Here is a 22,773-nt window from a genome sequence, read left to right as displayed (position 1 = left end):
TCGGCGCATCGCTCCACCACCCGGTCGCCCGTCACGCGCCAAACCACGCGGCGCTCCGACTTCCGTCATGAACCGACCGCCGAAGCAATTTCGTCCCAACGACTGGTCGCGGCCGCAAGCCGCCGCCGACGTCCTCAAGCGCACCGACGCGTTTGCCGCGCTGCACGCAGGCGTCGAGCAAGTCGCGGCGCTGCAGCGGGATCTCACCGCATTGCTCCCCGATTATCTGGCGAATCACGTCGAGCCGGGCTTCATCAAGGACGGCACGCTCACGCTGTTCGCCGCGCACAACGCGCTCGCCGCACGGCTGCGGCAGGTCGAACCGCGGCTCCTGTCCGAGCTGCAGGTGCGCGGCTGGGCCGTGGCTGCACTGAAGGTGCGCGTGCGCCCGCAGCCCGCCCCCGAACCGCCGCGCGTCAAGCAAGCGCGGATGTCGGCAGCCGGCACCGACGCACTGCGTCAGCTCGCAGACACGCTCGAGCCGTCGCCGCTGCAAAGCGCACTCGCGCGGATGGCTGCGCGTCACACGAAAGCACCTCGCTAATCAGTCCCTCGCCGCAACGCGTCCGCACGCGGAACTGGAAACACGAACCCGATCGCCGGACGGCGCGCCGCGCACGACACCGAAGGCGCGGCTCATTGACGCACAGCGCGCGGCGACGAATCCAGCCGCCGCCGTGAGACCGCAAACGGGACCGCAGCGCGCGACGACGCCGTCGCCACCCCGCAAAATGCTCGAGGCGATAAAAAAAAGCGGCCCGAAGGCCGCCTTTCTTATCATCTTCGCGCCATGGACGCGCGTAAGCGCATCACGCGAACGCCGTCTGCGCGTCGAAGCCGAAGCCCGTCGGCGCCGCCTTCGGATCGTCGAACGTGACGATTTCGTACGCGTCCTCGTGCGCGAGCAGTTCGCGCAGGAGCGCGTTGTTCAGCCCGTGGCCCGACTTGTATGCCGTGTACGACGCGAGGAGCGGATGACCGACCACGTACAGGTCACCGATCGCGTCGAGCATCTTGTGCTTCACGAACTCGTCGTCGTAACGCAGCCCGTCGTTGTTCAGGATGCGGTACTCGTCGAGCACGATCGCGTTGTCCATGCTGCCGCCGCGCGCGAGCCCGAGCTCGCGCATCATCTCGACCTCGTGCGCGAAGCCGAAAGTGCGCGCACGCGCGATCTCGCGCACGTACGACGTATTCGCGAAATCGACCTCGAGCTCCTGGCCCGTCTTGTCGACGGCCGGGTGGCGGAAATCGATCGTGAACTTGAGCTTGAAGCCGAAGTACGGATCGAGGCGGGCGAACTTGTCGCCGTCGCGGATCTCGACGGGCTTCGTCACCTTGATGAACTTCTTCGCCGCGTTCTGCTCTTCGATGCCGGCCGACTGGATCAGGAACACGAACGAAGCTGCGCTGCCGTCCATGATCGGGATTTCCTCAGCCGTCACGTCGACGTAGAGGTTGTCGATGCCGAGGCCCGCGCACGCCGACATCAGGTGCTCGACCGTCGACACGCGCGCGCCGTCCTTCTGCAGCACGGACGCAAGCCGCGTGTCGCCGATCGACAGCGCCGAAGCCGGGATGTCGACGGGCGTCGGCAGATCGACGCGCGAGAACACGATGCCCGTGCCGGGCGCTGCGGGTCGAAGCGTCAGTTCGACCTTGCGGCCGGAATGCAGGCCGATGCCGACGGTCTTGACGACCGATTTGATGGTGCGCTGCTTCAACATGGTCAAAGTTTTCTTGATTGAGGATATCAATCAGGAGTTTTATTCGATAGAAGAGATTATAGCGTAAATCCCTATTTCGCGTCGTGATGATCGGCGTTTCAAACTGTTTCGACACATTACCCGGCGGCAATGCGAGACGGGCCGACGCCCGGAACGGAGGCGTTCCCGGTCGTCAGCCCGTGTTACAACTGTGCATCGGGCGCGCTGCGGCGTTGCTGGAAGGCAACGCCGCGCGCGTCTGTCAGCGCGTCAAACTCGCCAGCACGCTTGCCGCATCGCTGACTTCGAACTTGCCCGGCGCTTCGACGAATAGCGTCTTGACCACGCCATCGTCGATCACCATCGCGTAGCGTCGGGAGCGCACCCCCATGCCACGCGCCGACAGGTCCTGCGTCAGTCCCAGCGCATGAGTGAAAGCCGCGCTGCCGTCCGCCATCATGCGCACCTTGCCCGCGGTGTGCAGATCGCGTCCCCAAGCGCCCATCACGAATGCGTCGTTGACGGCAACGCACCAGATCTCGTCGATACCCGCCGAGCGCAATTGCTCGGCATGCACGACGTAACCCGGCACATGCTGCGCCGAGCAGGTCGGCGTGAACGCGCCCGGCAATCCGAAGATCACCACGCGCCTACCCGCCGTCTGCTCGCGCACGCTGAAGGCGTTCGGCCCCAGCGTGCAGCCCGCGCGCGCATCGTCGAGATACTCGAAGAGCTCCGCGTCGGGCAGCGTGTCGCCCACTTGAATCATGCCTGGTCCTTCAAAGCGATACGGTCGTTCGCAACCGACAATACGGCCCGACCCAGCCTCGCGCGAGCGAAGAGGGCAACTTGCCCGGCCCGGCGTCGCGAGCGACGCGGCCTGTCGTCAGCCGTTTCATCCGTTACGTCGGCTCGTGCCGCGCGCTGCATTGCGCGGCGCGAAGCCTCGCGCGTCAGTCGGCCTGCTTGCGCAGGAATGCCGGGATGTCGTACGTGTCGACACCCTTCTCCTGCAGCGCCTGCACGTGCGATGCAGCCGTCTCGCGCGAATTGCGCCACACGGCCGGCGTGTCGAACGCGCCGTAATCGCCCGTGTTCACGTGATGCGAAGACGCGTAGCCGTGCGACACCGCGCCGACCGGCTGGTTGTCCGTGCCGGTGCGCAGGAGCGTCATCGGCGCGGACTGCTGCTTCTTCGCCGCGCGGCCCAAGCCCGTCGCGACGACCGTCACGCGCAGCGCATCGCCCATCGCGTCATCGTACACAGCACCGAAGATCACGGTCGCGTCGTCGGCCGCGTAGCTCTTGATCGTGTTCATCACTTCGCGCGTTTCCGACAGACGCAGCGAACGGCTCGACGTGATGTTGACAAGCACGCCGCGCGCGCCCGACAGATCGACGCCTTCGAGCAGCGGGCTCGCGACCGCCTGCTCGGCCGCAAGACGCGCACGATCGACGCCGGCAACCGTCGCCGTGCCCATCATCGCCTTGCCCTGCTCGCCCATCACCGTCTTCACGTCTTCGAAGTCGACGTTCACGAGACCGTCGACGTTGATGATCTCGGCAATGCCCGCGACCGCGTTGTTGAGCACGTCGTCAGCACACTGGAAGCACTTGTCCATCTCGGCGTCGTCGCCCATCACCTCGAACAGCTTGTCGTTCAGGACGACGATCAGCGAGTCGACGTGATCCTCCAGTTGCTGCGAACCTGCTTCCGCAACGCGCATGCGCTTGCCGCCTTCGAACTCGAACGGCTTGCTGACGACGCCGACGGTCAGAATGCCCATTTCCTTCGCGATCTGCGCGACGACCGGAGCCGCGCCCGTGCCGGTGCCACCGCCCATGCCGGCCGTGATGAACACCATGTGCGCGCCGCGCAGCGCGTCGGCGATGCGCTCGCGCGCTTCTTCGGCCGCCGCACGGCCCATTTCCGGCTTCGCGCCGGCGCCGAGGCCGGTGTTGCCAAGCTGGATCACGGACGGCGCACGCGCGCGCGACAACGCCTGTGCGTCGGTGTTCATCACGATGAAATCGACGCCCTGCACGCCTTTGTTGATCATGTGCTGCACCGCGTTGCCACCTGCGCCGCCAACGCCGATCACCTTGATGATCGTGCCGTTGGTCTCGGTTTCCAGCATTTCGAATTCCATTGTTGCCTCCGTCAAGAAAAGAACCGCTACTCGGCCGTTATTCGGCGGAAGATCGGGCAACCTTCCGTCGCGCGCCGGCCGCCGGCACCGGCGCGAATTTCGAAATCGTTCCAAGAAAACGCTGGGCCGCCCCAGGTTTTCTTGCCCCTTCGGATGACCTGACGCACAGCGCCAGGTCTGGGGGCGCTTAAAAATTGCTCAGGAACCACTCCTTCATCCGCGAGAAGATCTGTCCCGCGGAACCGGATTGCACGGCGACCTTGCGGCCGCGCATCCGCTGAGCACTGCCTTCGACGAGCAGGCCCATCGCCGTCGAATAGCGCGGATTGCGCACGACGTCCGCGAGGCCGCCCGCGTATTCCGGCGCGCCGATGCGCACCGGCTTCAGGAATATGTCTTCGCCTAGCTCGACCATGCCGGGCATCATCGCAGCACCGCCTGTCAGCACAACACCGGAACTGAGTAACTCTTCGTAACCGGACTCGCGCACGACCTGCTGCACGAGCGAGAACAGCTCCTCGACGCGCGGCTCGATGACGGCCGCGAGCGCCTGCCGCGACAGCGTGCGCGGACCGCGTTCGCCGAGGCCCGGCACTTCGACCATCTCGTCCGGATCAGCGAGCGCCTGCTTCGCGATCCCGTAGCCGACCTTGATGTCTTCCGCATCGGGCGTCGGCGTGCGCAGCGCCATCGCGATGTCGCTCGTGATCTGGTCGCCCGCGATCGGAATCACCGCCGTATGGCGGATCGCGCCTTCCGCGAAGATCGCGATGTCGGTCGTGCCGCCGCCGATGTCGACGAGTACGACGCCGAGATCCTTCTCGTCTTCCGTCAGCACCGCGAGCGACGATGCGAGCGGCTGCAGGATCAGGTCGTTCACTTCGAGCCCGCAGCGGCGCACGCACTTGACGATGTTCTGCGCGGCGCTCACCGCGCCCGTCACGATGTGCACCTTCACCTCGAGGCGGATGCCGCTCATGCCGATCGGCTCGCGCACGTCCTCCTGGCCGTCGATGATGAATTCCTGCGTGAGGATGTGCAGCACCTGCTGGTCGGTCGGAATGTTGATCGCCTTCGCGGTTTCGATCACGCGCGCGACGTCGGTTTGCGTGACCTCCTTCTCCTTGATCGCGACCATCCCGCTCGAGTTGAAGCTGCGGATGTGGCTGCCGGCGATGCCAGTGAAGACGTTGGTGATCTTGCAATCGGCCATCAGCTCGGCTTCCTCGAGCGCGCGCTGAATCGATTGCACGGTGGCCTCGATGTTCACCACCACGCCTTTCTTCAGCCCCTTCGACTCGCTCTGGCCGAGGCCGATGACCTCATAGTGGCCCTCGCCCTTCAGCTCGGCGACGACGGCCACCACCTTCGACGTGCCGATGTCGAGGGCAACCAGCAGATCCTTGTAGTCTTTGCTCATAGAGTGCTCTTGCGTGTGATGTCGTGTTACTTCTTGCCCTTGTCGGTGTCGCTCAGGAACCGCATGCCCGCCGCGCGGATCGCGAATCCGTTCGGATAACGCAGATCCGCGTACTCGATGTCGCTGCCCCAGCGCTGCGTGACGGACGGCCACGCGGCGACGAGGCGCTGGATCCGATCGGGCAGCGAATCGCTGTTGCGCTCCCGGCCGAGTTCGACCTGCATGCCGTTCGACAGCTTCACCGTCCACGCGTAGCGCGGCGACAGCGTCACTTCCTCCGGCGTCGCGTGAATCGGCGCAAACCATTTCGCGAAGTCGCGATAGCGCGCGACGACTTCCTTCGCGCTGCCCTCGGGCCCGTCGAACACGGGCAGTTCTTCGTCGAGCTCGCCCTGGTTCGCTGTGAAGAGCTCGCCGTCGACGCTCACGAGCTGGTCGTTGCCCCACGTCCCGAGCGGCTTGTATTCCTCGAGCGTGACGGCGAGCGCGTTCGGCCACACCCGGCGCACGCTCGCGTGGCGCACCCACGGCATCTGCTCGAACGCGCTCCGCGCGAGGTCGAGATCGACGGTGAAGAAGTTGCCCTTCAGCCGCCCGACGACGCCTGCGCGCACGGTCGGTGCGTTGATGTGCTCGGTGTCGCCGTCGATCCGGATCTCGCGCAGCGCGAATGCCGGGCGCTGGATCAGCCAATAGCAGCCGGCCGCCGCCAACACGAGCAGCAGCAGCGCGTACAACGCGCTGGCGGCAAAGTTGAGTTGGCGAACGTTATTCCACATGGTTCAAATCCGGTCCTGCATCAGTCGAGCGTGAGCGACAGCACTTTCACCACCAGCTCCGAATAGCTGATGCCGACCGCGCGCGCTGCCTTCGGCGGCAGCGAATGGTCGGTCATCCCCGGCGCGGTGTTCACTTCGAGGAAATACGCGTTGCCGGCGGCGTCGAGCATGAAGTCCGCGCGGCCCCAGTCCGTGCAGCCGAGCACGTCGAACGCGCGGCGCGCGATGCGCTTCAGCTCGGCTTCCTTCGCGGCGTCGAGGCCGCACGGAATCAGGTACTGCGTGTCGTCTGCGATGTACTTCGCGTGATAGTCGTAAAACTCGCCGGCGGGCACGATCTTGATGAGCGGCAGTTCGAGATCCGCAGCGATGCACGCGGTGTACTCGCCGCCGCCTTCGATGCTCTTCTCGACGATCACGATCTTGTCGTGCTTCGCCGCTTCTTCCAGTGCGGCGGGCAACGCATCGGCGCTTTTCACCTTCAGCACCGCGACGCTCGAGCCCTCGCTCGCCGGCTTCACGAAGAGCGGCACGCCGAGCTTCGCGACGATGTCCTTCGCGCGCGCCGCGTAATCGTCGCCGCGCATCACCGTCTCGAACGGCGGCGTCGGGATGCCCGTCTGCTGCCAGACGAGCTTCGTGCGGAACTTGTCGAGCCCGAGCGCCGAGCCGAGCACGCCGCTGCCCGTGTAGCGGATGCCGTAGAAATCGAGCGCGCCCTGAATCTGGCCGTTCTCGCCGTAGCCGCCGTGCAACGCATTGAACGCGCGCGCGAATCCTTCGTCCTTGAGCGCCGACAGCGGCCGCTCGGCCGGGTCGAACGGATGCGCGTCGATGCCCGCGTCGCGCAAGCCCTGCAGCACCAGCCAGCCGGAGTTCAGCGACACGTCGCGCTCGGCGGATTCCCCGCCCAGCAGCACCGCCACCTTGCCGAAACGTTTCGGATCGATCCCGCTCATGTCATCCCTTCTGTTGCGTGTCTTGCGCGAGCTTGCCCGGCACTCCGCCGATCGAGCCCGCGCCCATCGTGATCACCACGTCGCCGGCGCGCGCGATCTTCGCGAGCGCGTCCGGCACCTCGTCGACCGTTGCGACGAACACCGGCTCGACCTTGCCCGCCGCGCGCAGCGCGCGCGACAGCGCATCGCCGTTCGCCGTCGTAATCGGCGCCTCGCCCGCCGCGTACACCTCGGTCAGCACGAGCGCGTCGGCGGTCGACAGCACGTTGATGAAATCGTCGAAGCAGTCGCGCGTGCGCGTATAGCGATGCGGCTGGAACGCGAGCACGAGCCGGCGGCCCGGGAACGCGCCGCGCGCGGCCGCGATCGTCGCCGCCATCTCGACCGGATGGTGGCCGTAGTCGTCGATCAGCGTGTACGCGCCGCCTGCGACCGGAATCTCGCCATAGCGCTGGAAGCGCCGGCCGACGCCGTTGAACTCGGCGAGCGCCTGCTGGATCGCCGCGTCGGCCATGTCGAGATCGGTCGCGATCGCGATCGCGGCGAGCGCGTTCTGCACGTTGTGCAGCCCGGGCAGGTTCAGCACGACGGGCAGCGGCGCGCGCCCTTCGCGCAGCACCGTGAAATGCATCCGGCCGTCGCGCGCCTCGACATTCTCCGCGCGCACCTGCGCGTCCGACGCGAAGCCGTAGCGCACGACGGGCTTCGAGATCAGCGGCACGATCTGCCGCACGTTCGGATCGTCGATGCACACGACCGCGCTGCCGTAAAACGGCAGCCGCTGCGTGAATTCGATGAACGCCTGCTTGAGCCGCGCGAAGTCGTGGCCGTAGGTATCCATATGATCGGCGTCGATGTTCGTGATGACTTCGATCACCGGATACAGATTCAGGAACGACGCGTCCGATTCGTCCGCCTCGGCGACGATGAAATCGCCCGTGCCGAGCCGTGCGTTCGCGCCGGCGCTCGTGAGGCGCCCGCCGATCACGAACGTCGGATCGAGCCCGCCCGCCGCGAGCACGCTCGCGACGAGGCTCGTCGTCGTGGTCTTGCCGTGCGTGCCGGCGATCGCGATCCCCTGCTTCAGGCGCATCAGCTCCGCAAGCATCACCGCACGCGGCACGATCGGCACGCGCAGACGGCGCGCGGCGAGCACTTCCGGGTTGTCCGAGCGCACCGCAGTCGACACGACGACCGCGTTCGCGCCTTCGATGTTCGCCGCATCGTGGCCGATCGACACGCACGCGCCGAGCGCCTCGAGGCGTTCGGTCACCGCGTTGCGCGCGAGATCGGAGCCGCTCACCTGGTAGCCCAGGTTCACGAGCACTTCGGCGATGCCGCTCATGCCCGCGCCGCCGATCCCAACGAAATGAATGTGTTTGACGATGTGTTTCATTGCTTTCCTTCCAGGTTCGCGCCTGCCACCGCCGCGCACACGTGCGCGACTTCGTCGGTGGCGTCCGGCTTCGCGAGCGAGCGCGAACGTTCGGCCATTGCCGCGAGCGATTCCCGCGACTGACCGCGCAACCAATCGGCGAGCAATTCGGCCGACAGATCGCGTTGTTGCACCAGCACCGCTGCGCCTTGCTCGGCAAGGAATTCGGCGTTGGTCGTCTGATGATCGTCGACCGCGTGCGGGAACGGCACGAACAGCGCTGCGACGCCGACTGCCGCGATCTCCGCGACCGTCATCGCGCCCGCGCGGCAGATCACGAGATCCGCGTTCGCGTAGGCGACCGCCATGTCGTCGATGAACGGCACGAGCTCCACGTCGCTGCCGCACGCGAGGCCCGCGGCTTCGTAGTTTTCCTTCAGCGTATCGATGTGCTTCGCGCCCGCCTGATGCACGACCTTCGGCCGCTCGTCGGGCGCGAGGAGCGCGAGCGCCCGCGGCACGACTTCGTTCAGCGCCGCGGCGCCGAGACTGCCGCCGACGACGAGCAGCTTCAGCTTCCCGCTGCGCGCCGCGTAGCGTGCTTGGGGCGGTTCCGCGTGCGCAAGTTCCGCGCGAATCGGATTGCCCGTCCATTCGGCGTTCGGCAGCGCGCCCGGGAACGCGACGAGCACGCGCTTCGCGAGCTTCGCGAGCACCTTGTTCGTCAGGCCCGCGATCGAGTTCTGTTCATGCAGCACGAGCGGTCGGCCGGTCAGCACGGTCATCAGGCCGGCCGGGAACGTGATGTAGCCGCCCATTCCGAGCACGACGTCGGGCTGCACGCGGCGCAGCGCGTGCAGGCTCTGCGTGCACGCGCGCAGCAGGTTGAACGGAAGCGCGAACTTCGTCTTCAGCCCCTTGCCGCGCAACCCGCCGAAGCGCACGTACTCCATCGGGATCCCGTGCTTCGGCACGAGCGTCGCCTCCATGCCGGCCGGATTGCCGAGCCACACGACGCGCCAGCCCTGCGCCTCCATCCGATGCGCGACCGCGAGCCCCGGGAACACGTGGCCCCCGGTGCCGCCAGCCATCACCATCAGCGTGCGCTGAGTCGACGTCATACCTTCCCTCCTCGCATCAGCTGGAATGAACGAACGTTTTGGCTACGGCCGCTGCGCTTGACTTCGCGCGCTGCGCGCACGAAGCCAGCCTTCGCCGAAATCGCGTGCTGACGCGGGGAGGTCATACCTTCCCTCCCCGCATCAGCACGCGATTTTCGTAATCGACGCGCAGCAGCACCGCAAGCGCGACGCAGTTGAGCAGAATGCCCGAGCCGCCGTAGCTGACGAGCGGCAGCGTGAGTCCCTTGGTCGGCAGGAGGCCGAGGTTCACGCCCATGTTGATGAACGCCTGCGCGCCGAACCAGATGCCGACGCCCTTCGCCATCAGACCCGCAAACGTGCGGTCGAGCGCGAGCGCCTGGCGGCCGATCTCGAATGCGCGGCGCACGATCCAATAGAACAGCAGGATCACGACGAGCACGCCGACGAAGCCGAGTTCCTCGCCGATCACCGCGAGAATGAAGTCGGTATGCGCTTCCGGCAGATAGTTGAGCTTCTCGACACTGCCGCCAAGGCCAACGCCGAACCATTCGCCCCGCCCGAACGCGATCAGCGAATGCGTGAGCTGATACGCCTTGCCCTGCGCGTAGCGCTCGTCCCACGGATCGAGATACGCGAAGATCCGCTCGCGCCGCCACGGCGACAGCCAGACGAGCATCGTGAACGTGCCGACCGCAGTCGCGACGAGACCGCCGAACAGCTTGCCGTTCACGCCGCCGAGGAACAACACACCCATCGCGATCGCAGCGACCACCATGAATGCGCCCATGTCCGGCTCGAGCAGCAGCAGCGCGCCGACGAGGCCGACCGCGAACGCCATCGGCAGGAAGCCCTTCGCGAAGCTCTGCATGTATTCCTGCTTGCGGACCGTGTAGTTCGCCGCGTAGATCGTCACCGCGAGCTTCATGATTTCCGACGGCTGCATGTTCGTGATGCCGAGCGGAATCCAGCGGCGCGCGCCGTTCACGCCCTTGCCGACATGCGGAATCAGCACGATCACGAGGCCGACGAGCGCGATCAGGAAGAGATGCGGCGCGTACTTGTCCCACGTCGACACCGGCACGCGGAACGCGATCACCGCCGCGACGAACGCGACGACGAGCGACACGACGTGGCGCAGCAGGAACGCGTAATCGTGATACGACGCGTATTTCGGCGAATCGGGCATCGCGATCGACGCCGAATACACCATCACGACGCCGAGCCCGAGCAGCGCAATCGACACCCACAGCAGCGAATAGTCGAAGTCAAGCATCCGCGAGCGGGTCGGGCGCGCGCCGTTGACGACGCTCGCGAGACCGCCCGCCGCGGCACCGGACGCCGCGCGCGCGACCGTGCGCGGCGCACCGCCGCCCGCGTCTCGTGCGTTGTTGAAGCGGGAAACAAGGCGGTCGGACCAGTTCATAGCGTCGTTCCTTTTTCCAGGGCGATGTCTTCGACCGCGCTGCGGAACACGTCGGCCCGATGCGCGTAATTCCGGAACATATCGAGGCTCGCGCACGCAGGCGACAGCAGCACCGCGTCGCCCGGCTGAGCGAGCGCGCTCGCCGCGCGCACCGCGGCTTCGAGCGTCGCGTGGTCGGCGAGCGGCACGCCGGTGTCGGCGAGCGCCGCGCGAATCGCGGGCACGTCGCGGCCGATCAGCATCACCGCCCGGCACCACCGCTCGACGGGCGCCGCGAGCGGCTCGAAATCCTGGCCCTTGCCGTCGCCGCCCGCGATCAGCACCGCGCGCTGCGCGAGGCCATCGAGCGCTGCAACTGTCGCGCCGACGTTCGTGCCCTTGCTGTCGTCGACATAATCGACGCCGTCGACCGTCGCGATCACTTCGACGCGGTGCGGCTCGCCGCGGTACTCGCGCAGGCCGTGCAGGAGCGGCGCTGCCGGCAGGTCGATCGCGCGCGCGAGCGCGTACGCGGCAAGCGCGTTCGCCGCGTTGTGCAGCCCGCGGATGCGCAGCGCGTCGGCGGGCATCAGACGCTTCAGCGCGATGTCGGGCGGGTGCGCCGCTTCTTGCTTGCGGCGGCGCGACGGCGTCGGTGCATCGGCCGCGTCGCGATCGACCGCCTCGACGAGCCACGCGATCCCGTTCTCGCGCAAAAGGCCGAAGTCGCCATCTGCGGCAGGCTCGTTCAGGCCGAACGTAATCGCGCGCGGCGCATCGGCGGCTGCGGCCGGCACGAACTTCATCACTTCCGCGTCGTCGCGGTTGAGCACGCGCACCGTGCGCGGCTCGAAGATCCGCCCCTTCGCGGCCGCATACGCGGCGAAACCGCCGTGCCAGTCGAGATGGTCCTGCGTGATGTTGAGGATCGTCGCGGCGTCGGGCGCGAACGTGTGCGCGGTTTCGAGCTGAAAGCTCGACAGCTCGAGCACCCACACGTCCGGCAGCGCCGCCGCGTCGATCGCTTCGGCGAGCTTGTCGAGCATCGCCGGGCTGATGTTGCCCGCGATTGCCACCTGCTTGCCCGCGCGCTCGCACAACAGGCCCGCGAGGCTCGTCGTCGTGGTCTTGCCGTTCGTGCCGGTGATCGCGATCACCTTCGGCGCGTAGCCGTTCGCACCGAGCGTATTCAACGCCTGCGCGAAGAACTCGAGTTCGCCCCACACGGGAATGCCCTGCTCGCGGGCGGCGGCGAGAAGCGGCGCGAGGTTTTCGGCGAGCGGCGACAGGCCGGGGCTCAGCGCGACGAGTTCGATCCCGCCGTCGAGCAGCGCAGGCGAAAACGCATCGCCGACGAATTCGGCGTCGATCCCGGCCGCCGTCAGCTCGGCAAGGTTGGGCGGCGCCTCGCGCGTATCGGCAACGCGCAACCGGCAACCGTGCCTCGCGCACCACCGCGCGATCGCGAGGCCCGATTCGCCGAGCCCCAGCACGAGCACCATCGGCCGCTGCCGATCTCCGAACATCTCGCCAAACATCCTTACCTTCCCTTTACCGCAGCTTGAGGGTGGACAAACCGAACAGGCACAACATCAACGTGATGATCCAGAAACGCACCACCACCTGCGTTTCCTTCCAGCCCGACAACTCGAAATGGTGATGCAGCGGTGCCATCTTGAAGATGCGTCGCCCTTCGCCGTAACGGCGCTTCGTGTACTTGAACCACGTGACCTGCAGCATCACGGACAGCGTCTCCGCGACGAAAATGCCGCCCATGATGAACAGCACGATTTCCTGGCGCACGATCACGGCGACCGTGCCGAGCGCGCCGCCCAGCGCGAGCGCACCGACGTCGCCCATGAACACCTGCGCCGGATGCGTGTTGTACCAGAGGAATGCAAGCCCCGCGCCGCCCATCGCCGAGCAGAAGATCAGCAGCTCGCCCGCGCCCGGAATGTGCGGAAACAGCAGGTATTTCGAATAGACGGCGCTGCCCATCACATAGGCGAACACGCCGAGCGACGCGCCGACGAGCACGACCGGCATGATCACGAGGCCGTCCAGGCCGTCGGTCAGGTTCACCGCGTTGCTCGCGCCGACGATCACGAGATAGGTGAGCGCGATGAAGCCCCACACGCCGAGCGGATAGCTGATCGACTTGAGGAACGGCAGCATCAGGTCGGCGCGCGCGGGCAAGCCCATCGACAGGCCGCTTCGCACCCACGCCATGAAGAGATCGAACACGCGGACGTTGCTCGCCTCGGACACGCTGAACGCGAGATAGACGGCCGCAAAAAGGCCGATCACCGATTGCCAGAAATACTTCTCGCGCGACGACATGCCGCGCGGGTCCTTGTAGACGACCTTGCGATAATCGTCGACCCAGCCGACCACGCCGAAGCCGAACGTGACGAGCATCACGATCCAGATGAAGCGGTTCGTCAAATCGCCCCAAAGGAGCGTCGCGACCGCGATGCCGATCAGGATCAGCACGCCGCCCATCGTCGGCGTGCCTGATTTCACGAGGTGCGTCTGCGGGCCGTCCTTGCGCACCGCCTGACCGACCTTCATCTCCGTGAGCTTGCGAATCACCCACGGACCGCAGACGAGACCGATCACGAGCGCCGTGATGGTAGCCATCACCGCCCGGAACGTCAGATACGTGAACAAGCGCAAAAAGCTTGCGTCACCTTGCAGCCATTGCGCCAGCGCCAGCAGCATGCTTACTTCCTTCCTCAATGTGCGCCGGGCGCTGCGCCCGACGCGGTTTCGTTCGCGAGCGCGCCGACGACGCGCTCCATCTTCATGAATCGCGAGCCCTTCACGAGCAGCGTCGCGTGCGCGCCGACATTCGCGGCGAGCAACGCGGCGGTCAGCGCCGCTGCATCGTCGAAGCGCCGCGCGGCCGCGCCGTATGCTTCGCATGCGGGCTGCGTCGCCGCGCCGAGCGCGTAAAGCGCGTCGATCCCGCGCTCGCGCGCGTACGCGCCGATCTCGCGATGGAACGCCGGCCCTTCGTCGCCGACTTCGCCCATCTCGCCGATCACGAGCACACGCGGCGCCGACTGCACGGCGAGCACGTCGATCGCGGCGCGCATCGAATCGGGATTCGCGTTGTAGGTGTCGTCGATCACCGTCGCGCCCGCGAGCGAGCCGACCGTCACGCGCGTCACCTGCAGCCGCCCCTTCACCGGCTCGAACGCCTCGAGCCCCTGCTTGATCGCGGCGAGCGGCACGCCGGCCGCGAGCGCCGCCGCCGTCGAAGCGAGCGCGTTGCGTGCGTTGTGCTCGCCGAGCGCGTTGAGCTGCACGTCGATGCGGCCGTCCGGCGTATCGATCGCAAGCCGGCTGCCGTCGAGCACGCCCATCACGGCGGCAGGCGTGTCGCGGCCGGCGCCGTGCAACGCGAAATCGACGATCCGGTTGCCGGTGGCCGCGACGCGCCAGATGCTCGCGTACGCGTCGTCGGCCGGAAACACGGCGACGCCGTCCGGTCCGAGCGCATGGATGACGGCCGCGTGCTCGAGCGCGACGGCCTCGACGGTCGCCATGAATTCCTGATGCTCGCGCTGCGCGTTGTTGACGAGCGCGACCGTCGGCGCGGCGATCCGCGCGAGCGTCCCGGTCTCGCCCGGATGATTCATCCCGAGCTCGACGACCGCGAGCCGGTGCGCGGCGGTGAGGCGCAGCAGCGTGAGCGGCAGGCCGACGTCGTTGTTGAAGTTGCCCGCTGTCGCGAGCCGCGCATCGGCGCCCGCCGCCGCCGCGAAGATCGACGCGATCATCTCCTTCACGGTCGTCTTGCCGTTGCTGCCCGTCACCGCGACGACCGGCAGCGCGAAGCGCATCCGCCAGCCGTGCGCGAGCGCGCCGAGCGCGCCGCGCGTGTCGGCGACCTTCAGCGCGGGCAGATTCCATTCGGCCGGGCTGCGCGACACGATCGCGGCACTCGCCCCGTGCGCAGCGACATCGCCGACGAAATCGTGCGCATCGAAGTGCTCACCCTTCAGCGCGACGAACAGATCGCCCGGGCCCGCCGTGCGGCTGTCCGTCGACACCCGCTCGAACGACACGCGCTCGTCGCCGAGCACCGTCGCGCCGGGAATCATCGCTGCGGCTTCGCGCAAGGTCAGCATCGTCATTCGCCGCCTCCGCGAGTCTGCGTGGTGCGCGCGGCGAGCGCGAGGCGCGCGTGATCCTGATCGGAGAACGCGCGCTTCTTGCCCATGATTTCCTGCGTCGCCTCGTGTCCCTTGCCGGCAAGCAGCACGACGTCCTCGCGCGCGGCGCCGCGCACCGCCTGCAGGATCGCGCTCGCGCGGTCCTCGATGCGGCGCGCCCGCGCGGCGTCCTGCATGCCGGCGGCGATCTGGTCGATGATCTTCTGCGGATCCTCGCTGCGCGGGTTGTCGCTCGTCACGACGATCTTGTCCGCGAGGCGCTCGGCGATTGCGCCCATCAGCGGACGTTTCGTCGCGTCGCGGTCGCCGCCGCAGCCGAACATGCAGACAAGCTCGCCGCCGCGCGCGCGCGCGATCGGGCGCAGCGCGTCGAGCGTCTTCTCGAGCGCGTCCGGCGTGTGCGCGTAGTCGACGACGACGAGCGGCTCGTCGTTCTGCAGCCGCCCGCCCAGCCGCTGCATCCGGCCGTTGACCGATTCGAGCTTCTCGATTTCGGCGAGCGCAGCGTCGAACGGCACGTCGGCCGCGAGCAGCGTGCCGAGCACCGCGAGCAGATTGCTCACGTTGAACGTGCCGAGCGTGCCGACCTCGACGTCCGCGTCTCCCCACGAAGAAGTCAGATGAAATGCGGTGCCCGTCGCGGTCGCGCGGACCCTCGTCGCGACGAGCTCACGGTCCGCATCGGACGCAGCCGGCTGCGCGTCGATTCCGTATGCGATCGTCCGCACGCGCCCGGCGAGATTCGCGAGCAGGCGGCGGCCGGCCGGATCGTCGCGATTAACGACCGCCAAGCGCAGCCCGCGCCATGCGAAGAGTTTCGTCTTCGCCGCCTCGTACGCTTCGAACGTGCGGTGGTAATCGAGGTGGTCCTGCGTCAGGTTCGTGAATACCGCGACGTCGAACGCGGTGCCGTTCACGCGCCCCTGATGCAGCGCGTGCGACGACACTTCCATTGCAACCGCCTGCGCGCCCGCGCAGCGCAGCTGCGCGAGGCTGCGCTGCAGCTGCGGCGCGTCGGGCGTCGTGAAGCCCGTGTGCACGAGCTGGCCGGGCATTCCGCTGCCGAGCGTGCCGATCACCGCGCACGGCTGATGCAGCGCGGAGAGCGCGGCGGCGATCCATTGCGTGCACGAGGTCTTGCCGTTCGTGCCCGTCACGCCAACCGCGAAGAGCGCGTCGCTCGGATCGCCGTACCAGCCGCTCGCGATCTCGCCCGCGAGTTCGTCGAGCGCGGGCACGGCGAGCGACGTCGCCGGATCGAGGCCGGCTGCCGCAAAACCTTCGGGTTGGTACAGCACGGCGGCGGCGCCGCGCGCGAGCGCGTCGGCAATGAACGGACGATTGTCCGCGCCGTCGACCGCATAGGCGACAAACGCGTCGCCCGCTTGCAGGCTGCGCGTGTCGGCGTGCAACTGCGCGCCGGACGCGACATGGGCGCGCAGCCACGCGAGCGCGGCTGCGATCTGTTGATGCGCCGGATGAGAACTGCGCGCGGCGCTCATCGAACTACTCCAGGACGGTTGTGTGTCGTGCTCGACACGATCATGTGTTTTGCAGGCGCGGCGCCGGCCAGCTTCTGCGGGGCGGCGGCGCTCGCCGTGTCGTCCGACACGACGAGCTGCTTGACCGGCATGTTGGGCGGCACGTTCAGCGCGCGCAGCGTATCGCCGGCGATCGCCGAGAACACGGGGCCTGACACCTGGCCGCCGAAGTGGCCGCCCATCGTCGGCTCGTCGACCGACACCGCGACGACGATGCGCGGATTCGGCATCGGCGCCATCCCGACGAACGACGCGCGATACTTCTTGTGATCATAACCGCGGCCGACCTGCTTGTAAGCGGTGCCGCTCTTGCCGCCGACGCGATAGCCCGGCACCGCCGCGTTCGGCGACGTACCCTGCGGCGACACGACGGACTCGAGCATCGCGCGTACCTCGCGGGCCGTCGTCGGCGAGAAGATCCGCGGACCGGTCGCGGGTTGCGCGTCGTTCGTCTTGAAGATCGTGACGGGCATCAGCTCGCCGTCGTGCGCGATCGCGGTGTACGCGCGCGCGAGCTGGAACAGCGACACCGACAGGCCGTAGCCGTACGACATCGTCGCCTGCTCGATCCGCCGCCAGTTTTTCCACGGACGCAGCCGGCCCGCGGCCGCGCCGGGGAAACCGACCTTCGGCGCCTGCCCGAGGCCGATGCTCGTATACATATTCCACATTTCCTCGGGCTTCATCGTCATCGCGATCTTCGTCGCGCCGATGTTGCTCGACTTCTGGATCACACCGCCGACCGTCAGCGTGCCGAAGCCCGAGTCGTCGGTGATCGGCGCGCCGTCGAGCACGAAATGGCCGTTGCCCGTGTCGACGAGCGTGTTCGGCGTCACGCGATGCAAATCGAGCGCGAGCGACACCGTGAACGGCTTCATGATCGAGCCCGGCTCGAACACGTCGGTCAGCACGCGGTTGCGTAGCTGCTCGCCCGTCAGGTGCGAGCGATCGTTCGGGTTATACGTCGGATAATTGACGAGCGACAGCACCTCGCCCGTCTGCACGTCGATCACCATCGCCGCGCCCGCCTTCGCGTGGAACTTCTCGACGGCCGCCTTCAGGTTCGTGTACGTGATGTACTGGATCTTGCTGTCGATCGACAGGCCGACGTCGCTGCCGTTGTGCGGCGGCACCTGCGCGTCGACGTCCTCGACGATGTGCCCGACGCGGTCCTTGATCACGTGACGGCTGCCCGGCGTGCCGACGAGCAGCTTCTGATCGGCGAGCTCGACGCCCTCCTGCCCTTCGTCCTCGACGTTCGTGAAGCCGATCAGGTGCGCGGTGATTTCGCCTTCCGGATAGAAGCGCTTGTATTCGCCGCGCTGATAGACGCCGGGGATGTCGAGCTTCGCGACCTGGTCGGCGACGTCGAGCGGCACCTGGCGCTTCACGTAGACGAATGTCTTGTCTTCCGACAGCTTTGCCTTCAGCTCCTTCGTCGTCATCCCCAGCAGCTTGCCGAGCGCGTCGACCTTGTCCGCGCCGAGGTCGTCGGGCACGTCGGCCGGAATCGCCCAGATCGCGCGCACGGGCAGGCTCGTCGCGAGCACGAGACCGTTGCGATCGAGAATCTTGCCGCGCGTCGCCGGCAATTCGAGCGTGCGCTGATAGCGGCTTTCGCCCTGCTTCTGATAGAACGCGTTGCCGGGCCCCTGGATCCAGAACGCGCGCACGGCGAGCGCGACGAACGCCATGAACAGCATGAACACGACGAGCTTCGAGCGCCACATCGGCAGATGGACCGACAGCACCGGGCTCGATGCGAACTTCACGCCTTGCGTGCGCTTCGACGCGGGCTTCATCGCGCGCCCCCCTGCGATGCCGCGGACGCCGGCAGCGGCGCGTCGACCGCCTTCGCCGCGCCAGGCGAAAGCGTGAGGTACTGCGTGCGCCCTGTCGTGATCGACTGCATCTTCAGCGAGCTCGTCGCGAGCTGCTCGATGCGCGACGTCTTCGACAGTGCGCTCTGTTGATATTGAAGCTGCGCGTAGTCCTGCTGGAGCTGATGCTCCTGCGATTGCGCGCGCTGCAACTGAATGAAGATCTGCCGCTGCTGATTCGTCGAATTGACGACCGACAGCGCGCATCCCATCACGATGATCAGCAGGAAGATGTTGAGGCGGCTCATGGCGCGACGCGCTCCGCGATGCGCATCACCGCCGAACGGGCACGCGGATTGGCCAAGACTTCCGCGTCGCTCGGGAACTTGCGACCGAGCAGCTTGAGCGGCGGGCTGGGCAGGTCGACGGCGCGGATCGGCAAGCGGCGATCGACCACAGGCGCGCTGGCGTGCGTCTGCATGAATCGCTTGACGATCCGATCCTCGAGCGAATGAAAGCTGATGACCACCAGCCGGCCCCCTTGCTCCAACGACGACAGTGCTGCCTCTAGAACGACTTGCAGGTCCGCAAGCTCTTGATTGACGTGAATCCGTATAGCTTGAAAGGTGCGGGTTGCCGGATCCTTGCCCTTCTCACGGGTCTTGACGACGTGACCCACGATTTGGGCAAGCTCGCCCGTGCTGTCGAGAGGCCCGAGACGGTCGGACTCTGCCCGGCGAGCAACAATCGCCTTTGCAATCTGAAAAGCAAACCGTTCTTCCCCATAATCTCGTATCACCTCCGTCAATTCCTGCACCGACGCCCGTGCGAGCCACTCCGCCGCCGACTCGCCGCGCGTCGGATCCATCCGCATGTCGAGCGGACCGTTCGCGCGGAAACTGAAGCCGCGCTCCGGGTCGTCGACCTGCGGCGACGACACGCCCAGGTCCAGCAGCACACCGGACACTCGCCCTACCCCACGCGCTTCGAGCGCGTCCTTCAACGCCGCGAAGCTGTCATGGACGATCTCGAAGCGCGCATCCTCGATGCCCTTCGCCGTCTCGATCGCGCGCGGATCCTTGTCGAACGCGATCAGCCGGCCCGCCGCGCCCAGGCGCCCGAGCACCGCGCGACTATGGCCGCCGCGTCCGAACGTGCCGTCGACGTAGACGCCGTCGGGCCGCGTCACGAGCGCATCGACCGCTTCATCCAACAGCACCGTGAGATGCTGCAATTCGTTTCCCATCGCGGGCGTCTCCGTCACCGCAATCAGAACGTGAAATTCTTCAGCGCGTCGGGCATGCCCTGCGCCATCGCCGCCTGCTCCTTCGCGATGTAGGTCTGCGCGTCCCACAGCTCGAAGTGACTACCCATTCCCAGCAACATGACTTCCTTTTCCAGCCCGGCCGCCATCCGCAGCTCGGGAGACACCAGAATCCGGCCCGCGCTGTCGAGATCGACATCCATCGCGTTGCCGAGAAAAATACGGCGCCACCAATGCGCATCCATCGGCAGCGCAGCGATCTTCGCGCGGAACACCTCCCACTCGGGGCGCGGAAACAGCAACAGGCAGCCGTCCGGGTGCTTGGTCACAGTCACCCGTCCTTCTGCCTGTCCTTGCAGCGCTTCGCGATAGCGAGACGGCACCGACATCCGCCCTTTCGCATCGAGCGTCAGCGCCGACGCCCCTTGGAACACTTTTCCGCTCTCCCGATCAGGGCACCGAAGTACCCGCCCAATGCTGCGAATCTAGCCGGAAAAACCCGGCAAATCACACAAAAATACACTTTCTCACACTGTCTCCCACTTTAGAGGAACGCCTATGGGCGGTCAAGGGAGACATTCGTTTTTTTGACGAATTTTGTTAGTCAGAACAAGGACTTACGCTCACCCCCTCAAACTGACCCTCATACTAAAAAGCGTTATAAATGAATGGGCTAGTGCATCTTGTGAATGTGGTACATGAGAAGCACGCCCCAGATGGGCGCGGCAGCAGGCATTTCGGCGGGGGGAACGGCGCGGGAAAAGAGGCGGGTTTCCGTCGTCTGCCGGGACGCCGCGCGTGCGGCCGTCCCGGCGTATGTCTCATAGATAGTATGCAGTGCTTGTCATGACTTTCGACGCGGCGCGCATCAGCATGCGCGCCGGCATCGGCAGCTCGATGCCGCCCGCGTCGGTCGCGGCCTTGCCGTGCTTGACCTCGTCGGCGCGCATCTGCTCGACGATCGCGCGCGACTCGACGTCGGCCGCCGGCAACTCCGACAGATGGCTGTCGAGATGGCTCTCGACCTGGCGCTCCGTCTCGGCCATGAAGCCCAAGCTCACCTTGTCGCCGAGTCGTCCGGCGACGACGCCGATCGCGAGCGCTCCCGCATACCACAGCGGATTCAGCAGGCTCGGCCGCGAATCGAGCTCCTTCAGACGATGCGCGGTCCACGCGAGATGATCCTCTTCCTCGCGCGCGGCATGCTCGAACATCTCCTTCAATTCGGACGACGACGTCGTGAGCTTCTGCGCCTGATAGAGCGCCTGCGCACACACTTCGCCGACGTGATTCACCCGCATCAGCCCTGCCGCATGCTTGCGCTCGGCAGCCGTGAGCTCGGCGGGCGCCGCAGCGGCGGACGCGGGCACCGGGCGGCTCATCCGGCTCACGCCCGTAATGGAGCGCAGACCCCGGTCAAATTCACTGATCAATTCGTCAAACACCATCACGTTTCTCCGCGCGGGCACATTGCACGCCGTAAGGATTTCGTAACAATTTTATTGCGGCTACTCACCAAGGTAGCGCTCGAAAATAGCGGTTAACCCGTGATTTTAACCATTGTTGCGTAAAGGAAACATGAGGAACGCGCGCACTGCGCTTTCTCTTTGTCCCAAAAAGTCCTTTTGCTACATTACGAGCGGCTTCATACGAAGTTCAAGCGGGTATCGCCATCAAAAACAACCACCGGCCCCGCCACAATAAATTTGTCATCCTTGGAGATCTTTTAATGAAAAAGTCGCTTCTCGCGCTCGTCGCGCTGAGCGCGTTTGCTGGCGCGGCTCATGCGCAAAGCAGCGTGACGCTGTACGGTATCATCGATGAAGGCTTCAACATCAACACCAACGCAGGTGGCAAACACCTGTACAACCTGTCGAGCGGCGTCATGCAAGGTAGCCGCTGGGGCCTGCGTGGTACGGAAGACCTGGGCGGCGGCCTGAAGGCTCTGTTCGTCCTCGAAAACGGCTTCGATGTGAATTCTGGCAAGCTGAACCAGGGCGGCCTCGAATTTGGCCGTCAGGCCTACGTCGGCCTGTCAAGCGGCTTCGGCACCGTCACGCTCGGCCGTCAGTACGACTCCGTCGTCGACTTCGTCGGTCCGCTTGAAGCGGGCGATCAGTGGGGCGGCTACATCGCCGCTCACCCGGGCGACCTCGACAACTTCAACAACGCCTATCGCGTGAACAACGCAGTCAAGTTCACGAGCGCGAACTACGGCGGTCTTACGTTCGGCGGCCTGTACAGCTTCGGCGGCGTCGCCGGCGACTTCAGCCGCAACCAGACGTGGTCGCTCGGCGCCGGCTACACGAACGGCCCGCTCGTGTTGGGCGTCGGCTACCTGAACGCGCGCACGCCGTCGACGGCTGGCGGCCTGTTCGGCAACAACACGACGTCGAGCACGCCGGCTGCCGTGACGACCCCGGTCTACGCTGGCTACGCGTCGGCCCACACGTACCAGGTGATCGGTGCGGGCGGCGCCTACTCGTTCGGCGCGGCGACGGTCGGCGTCACGTACTCGAACATCAAGTTCATGAAGTTCGCGAGCACGGTGTTCCCGAACCAGACCGCGACGTTCAACAACGCGGAAATCAACTTCAAGTATCAGCTGACCCCGGCGCTCCTCGCCGGCGCGGCGTATGACTACACGCAAGGCAGCAAGATCGCCGGTTCGTCGGCCGCCAAGTATCACCAAGGCTCAGTCGGCGTCGACTACTTCCTGTCGAAGCGCACCGACGTCTACGTGATCGGGGTGTACCAGCATGCTTCGGGCAACGTGATCGAAGCCGACGGCAACACGGTCGGCCCGGCGACCGCCGCGATCAACGGCCTGACGCCGTCGTCGAACAGCAACCAGTTCACTGCGCGCGTCGGCATCCGCCACAAGTTCTAATAAGCGGGTAACACTCTCTGCAGTAACTTAAAAGGCGCCCTCGGGCGCCTTTTTTATCGATGCAATTGCCGGGGAGCCGAGGAACCGCTCGCGCAGGAAAGAAGCAAGCGAATCAAGGCCGTTGCGCGTCGCGGGGGCGTCGAGCCGGACGACGACGGCACCCCGCCCGAAGCGGATGGCAAC

The 22,773-nt window shown here is 66.4% G+C and carries 20 protein-coding genes; 2 read left to right on the top strand and 18 right to left on the bottom strand.

The genetic code is table 11. The features are described from left to right. Positions 1-67 precede the first annotated feature (67 nt). Positions 68-544 (top strand): DciA family protein, encoded by a 477-nt coding sequence (locus WS70_RS02930; protein ID WP_059598087.1) that lies wholly within the window; start codon positions 68-70, stop codon positions 542-544. Between the two features lie 265 nt (positions 545-809). On the opposite strand, the gene lpxC is transcribed toward WS70_RS02930, so the two are convergent. From lpxC to coq7, 18 genes are all read right to left on the bottom strand, one after another. Further along, positions 810-1,727, bottom strand: coding sequence for a UDP-3-O-acyl-N-acetylglucosamine deacetylase (lpxC, locus tag WS70_RS02925; protein WP_059598086.1), 918 nt, complete (start codon positions 1,725-1,727; stop codon positions 810-812). Between the two features lie 241 nt (positions 1,728-1,968). Then, entirely contained in the window at positions 1,969-2,475 is a 507-nt protein-coding gene (locus WS70_RS02920) for a peroxiredoxin (protein ID WP_059470675.1), read from the bottom strand. Between the two features lie 184 nt (positions 2,476-2,659). Continuing rightward, a complete protein-coding gene (ftsZ, locus tag WS70_RS02915; protein WP_059470674.1) occupies positions 2,660-3,856 on the bottom strand; it encodes a cell division protein FtsZ in 1,197 nt (398 codons plus the stop codon). 187 nt (positions 3,857-4,043) lie between these two features. After that, on the bottom strand, positions 4,044-5,276 hold the full coding sequence (gene ftsA, locus WS70_RS02905) for a cell division protein FtsA (RefSeq protein ID WP_010106614.1): 1,233 nt from the start codon (positions 5,274-5,276) through the stop codon (positions 4,044-4,046). Between the two features lie 26 nt (positions 5,277-5,302). Continuing rightward, positions 5,303-6,055: a cell division protein FtsQ/DivIB gene (locus tag WS70_RS02900; protein WP_059470673.1), complete on the bottom strand. Its 753-nt coding sequence runs from the start codon at positions 6,053-6,055 to the stop codon at positions 5,303-5,305. A 20-nt stretch (positions 6,056-6,075) separates the two neighbouring features. Further along, positions 6,076-7,014, bottom strand: a complete 939-nt coding sequence (locus WS70_RS02895) for a D-alanine--D-alanine ligase (protein ID WP_059598085.1) — start codon at positions 7,012-7,014, stop codon at positions 6,076-6,078. A gap of 1 nt (position 7,015) precedes the next feature. Then, positions 7,016-8,410, bottom strand: a complete 1,395-nt coding sequence (gene murC / locus WS70_RS02890) for a UDP-N-acetylmuramate--L-alanine ligase (protein WP_059470671.1) — start codon at positions 8,408-8,410, stop codon at positions 7,016-7,018. Continuing rightward, positions 8,407-9,510: an undecaprenyldiphospho-muramoylpentapeptide beta-N-acetylglucosaminyltransferase gene (murG, locus tag WS70_RS02885; protein ID WP_059470670.1), complete on the bottom strand. Its 1,104-nt coding sequence runs from the start codon at positions 9,508-9,510 to the stop codon at positions 8,407-8,409. Before murG ends, murC begins: the two co-directional genes overlap by 4 nt. Before the next feature lie 121 nt (positions 9,511-9,631). After that, a complete protein-coding gene (gene ftsW / locus WS70_RS02880) occupies positions 9,632-10,915 on the bottom strand; it encodes a putative lipid II flippase FtsW (protein ID WP_059470669.1) in 1,284 nt (427 codons plus the stop codon). Further along, complete coding sequence (gene murD / locus WS70_RS02875; protein WP_059598091.1) at positions 10,912-12,420, bottom strand: UDP-N-acetylmuramoyl-L-alanine--D-glutamate ligase; 1,509 nt, start codon at positions 12,418-12,420, stop codon at positions 10,912-10,914. The genes ftsW and murD overlap by 4 nt, the downstream gene beginning before the upstream one ends. A 25-nt stretch (positions 12,421-12,445) precedes the next feature. Next, positions 12,446-13,615 (bottom strand): phospho-N-acetylmuramoyl-pentapeptide-transferase, encoded by a 1,170-nt coding sequence (gene mraY / locus WS70_RS02870; protein ID WP_059470668.1) that lies wholly within the window; start codon positions 13,613-13,615, stop codon positions 12,446-12,448. Positions 13,616-13,629: 14 nt separating this feature from the next. Further along, complete coding sequence (locus WS70_RS02865; RefSeq protein WP_059470667.1) at positions 13,630-15,036, bottom strand: UDP-N-acetylmuramoyl-tripeptide--D-alanyl-D-alanine ligase; 1,407 nt, start codon at positions 15,034-15,036, stop codon at positions 13,630-13,632. After that, the gene (locus tag WS70_RS02860; protein WP_059470666.1) at positions 15,033-16,577 is read right to left on the bottom strand and encodes a UDP-N-acetylmuramoyl-L-alanyl-D-glutamate--2,6-diaminopimelate ligase; all 1,545 of its coding nucleotides are present in this window, start codon (positions 16,575-16,577) and stop codon (positions 15,033-15,035) included. Before WS70_RS02860 ends, WS70_RS02865 begins: the two co-directional genes overlap by 4 nt. Then, positions 16,574-18,418, bottom strand: coding sequence for a peptidoglycan D,D-transpeptidase FtsI family protein (locus tag WS70_RS02855; RefSeq protein ID WP_059470665.1), 1,845 nt, complete (start codon positions 18,416-18,418; stop codon positions 16,574-16,576). Before WS70_RS02855 ends, WS70_RS02860 begins: the two co-directional genes overlap by 4 nt. After that, positions 18,415-18,744 (bottom strand): cell division protein FtsL, encoded by a 330-nt coding sequence (gene ftsL / locus WS70_RS02850; RefSeq protein ID WP_010106629.1) that lies wholly within the window; start codon positions 18,742-18,744, stop codon positions 18,415-18,417. Before ftsL ends, WS70_RS02855 begins: the two co-directional genes overlap by 4 nt. Beyond that, entirely contained in the window at positions 18,741-19,682 is a 942-nt protein-coding gene (rsmH, locus tag WS70_RS02845) for a 16S rRNA (cytosine(1402)-N(4))-methyltransferase RsmH (protein ID WP_059470663.1), read from the bottom strand. The genes ftsL and rsmH overlap by 4 nt, the downstream gene beginning before the upstream one ends. A gap of 23 nt (positions 19,683-19,705) precedes the next feature. Continuing rightward, entirely contained in the window at positions 19,706-20,134 is a 429-nt protein-coding gene (gene mraZ, locus WS70_RS02840; RefSeq protein WP_010106631.1) for a division/cell wall cluster transcriptional repressor MraZ, read from the bottom strand. Between the two features lie 387 nt (positions 20,135-20,521). Continuing rightward, positions 20,522-21,148, bottom strand: coding sequence for a 2-polyprenyl-3-methyl-6-methoxy-1,4-benzoquinone monooxygenase (coq7, locus tag WS70_RS02835; protein ID WP_010106632.1), 627 nt, complete (start codon positions 21,146-21,148; stop codon positions 20,522-20,524). 281 nt (positions 21,149-21,429) lie between these two features. On the opposite strand from coq7, the gene WS70_RS02830 reads away from it, so the two are divergent. Then, positions 21,430-22,590 (top strand): porin, encoded by a 1,161-nt coding sequence (locus tag WS70_RS02830; protein WP_059470661.1) that lies wholly within the window; start codon positions 21,430-21,432, stop codon positions 22,588-22,590. Positions 22,591-22,773: the final 183 nt, after the last annotated feature.

The organism is Burkholderia mayonis, assembly GCF_001523745.2.
Taxonomy (GTDB): Bacteria; Pseudomonadota; Gammaproteobacteria; order Burkholderiales; family Burkholderiaceae; genus Burkholderia; species Burkholderia mayonis.
The sequence above is the reverse complement of the archived record's forward strand: the minus strand, read 5'-3'. Positions and strand labels throughout refer to the sequence as shown.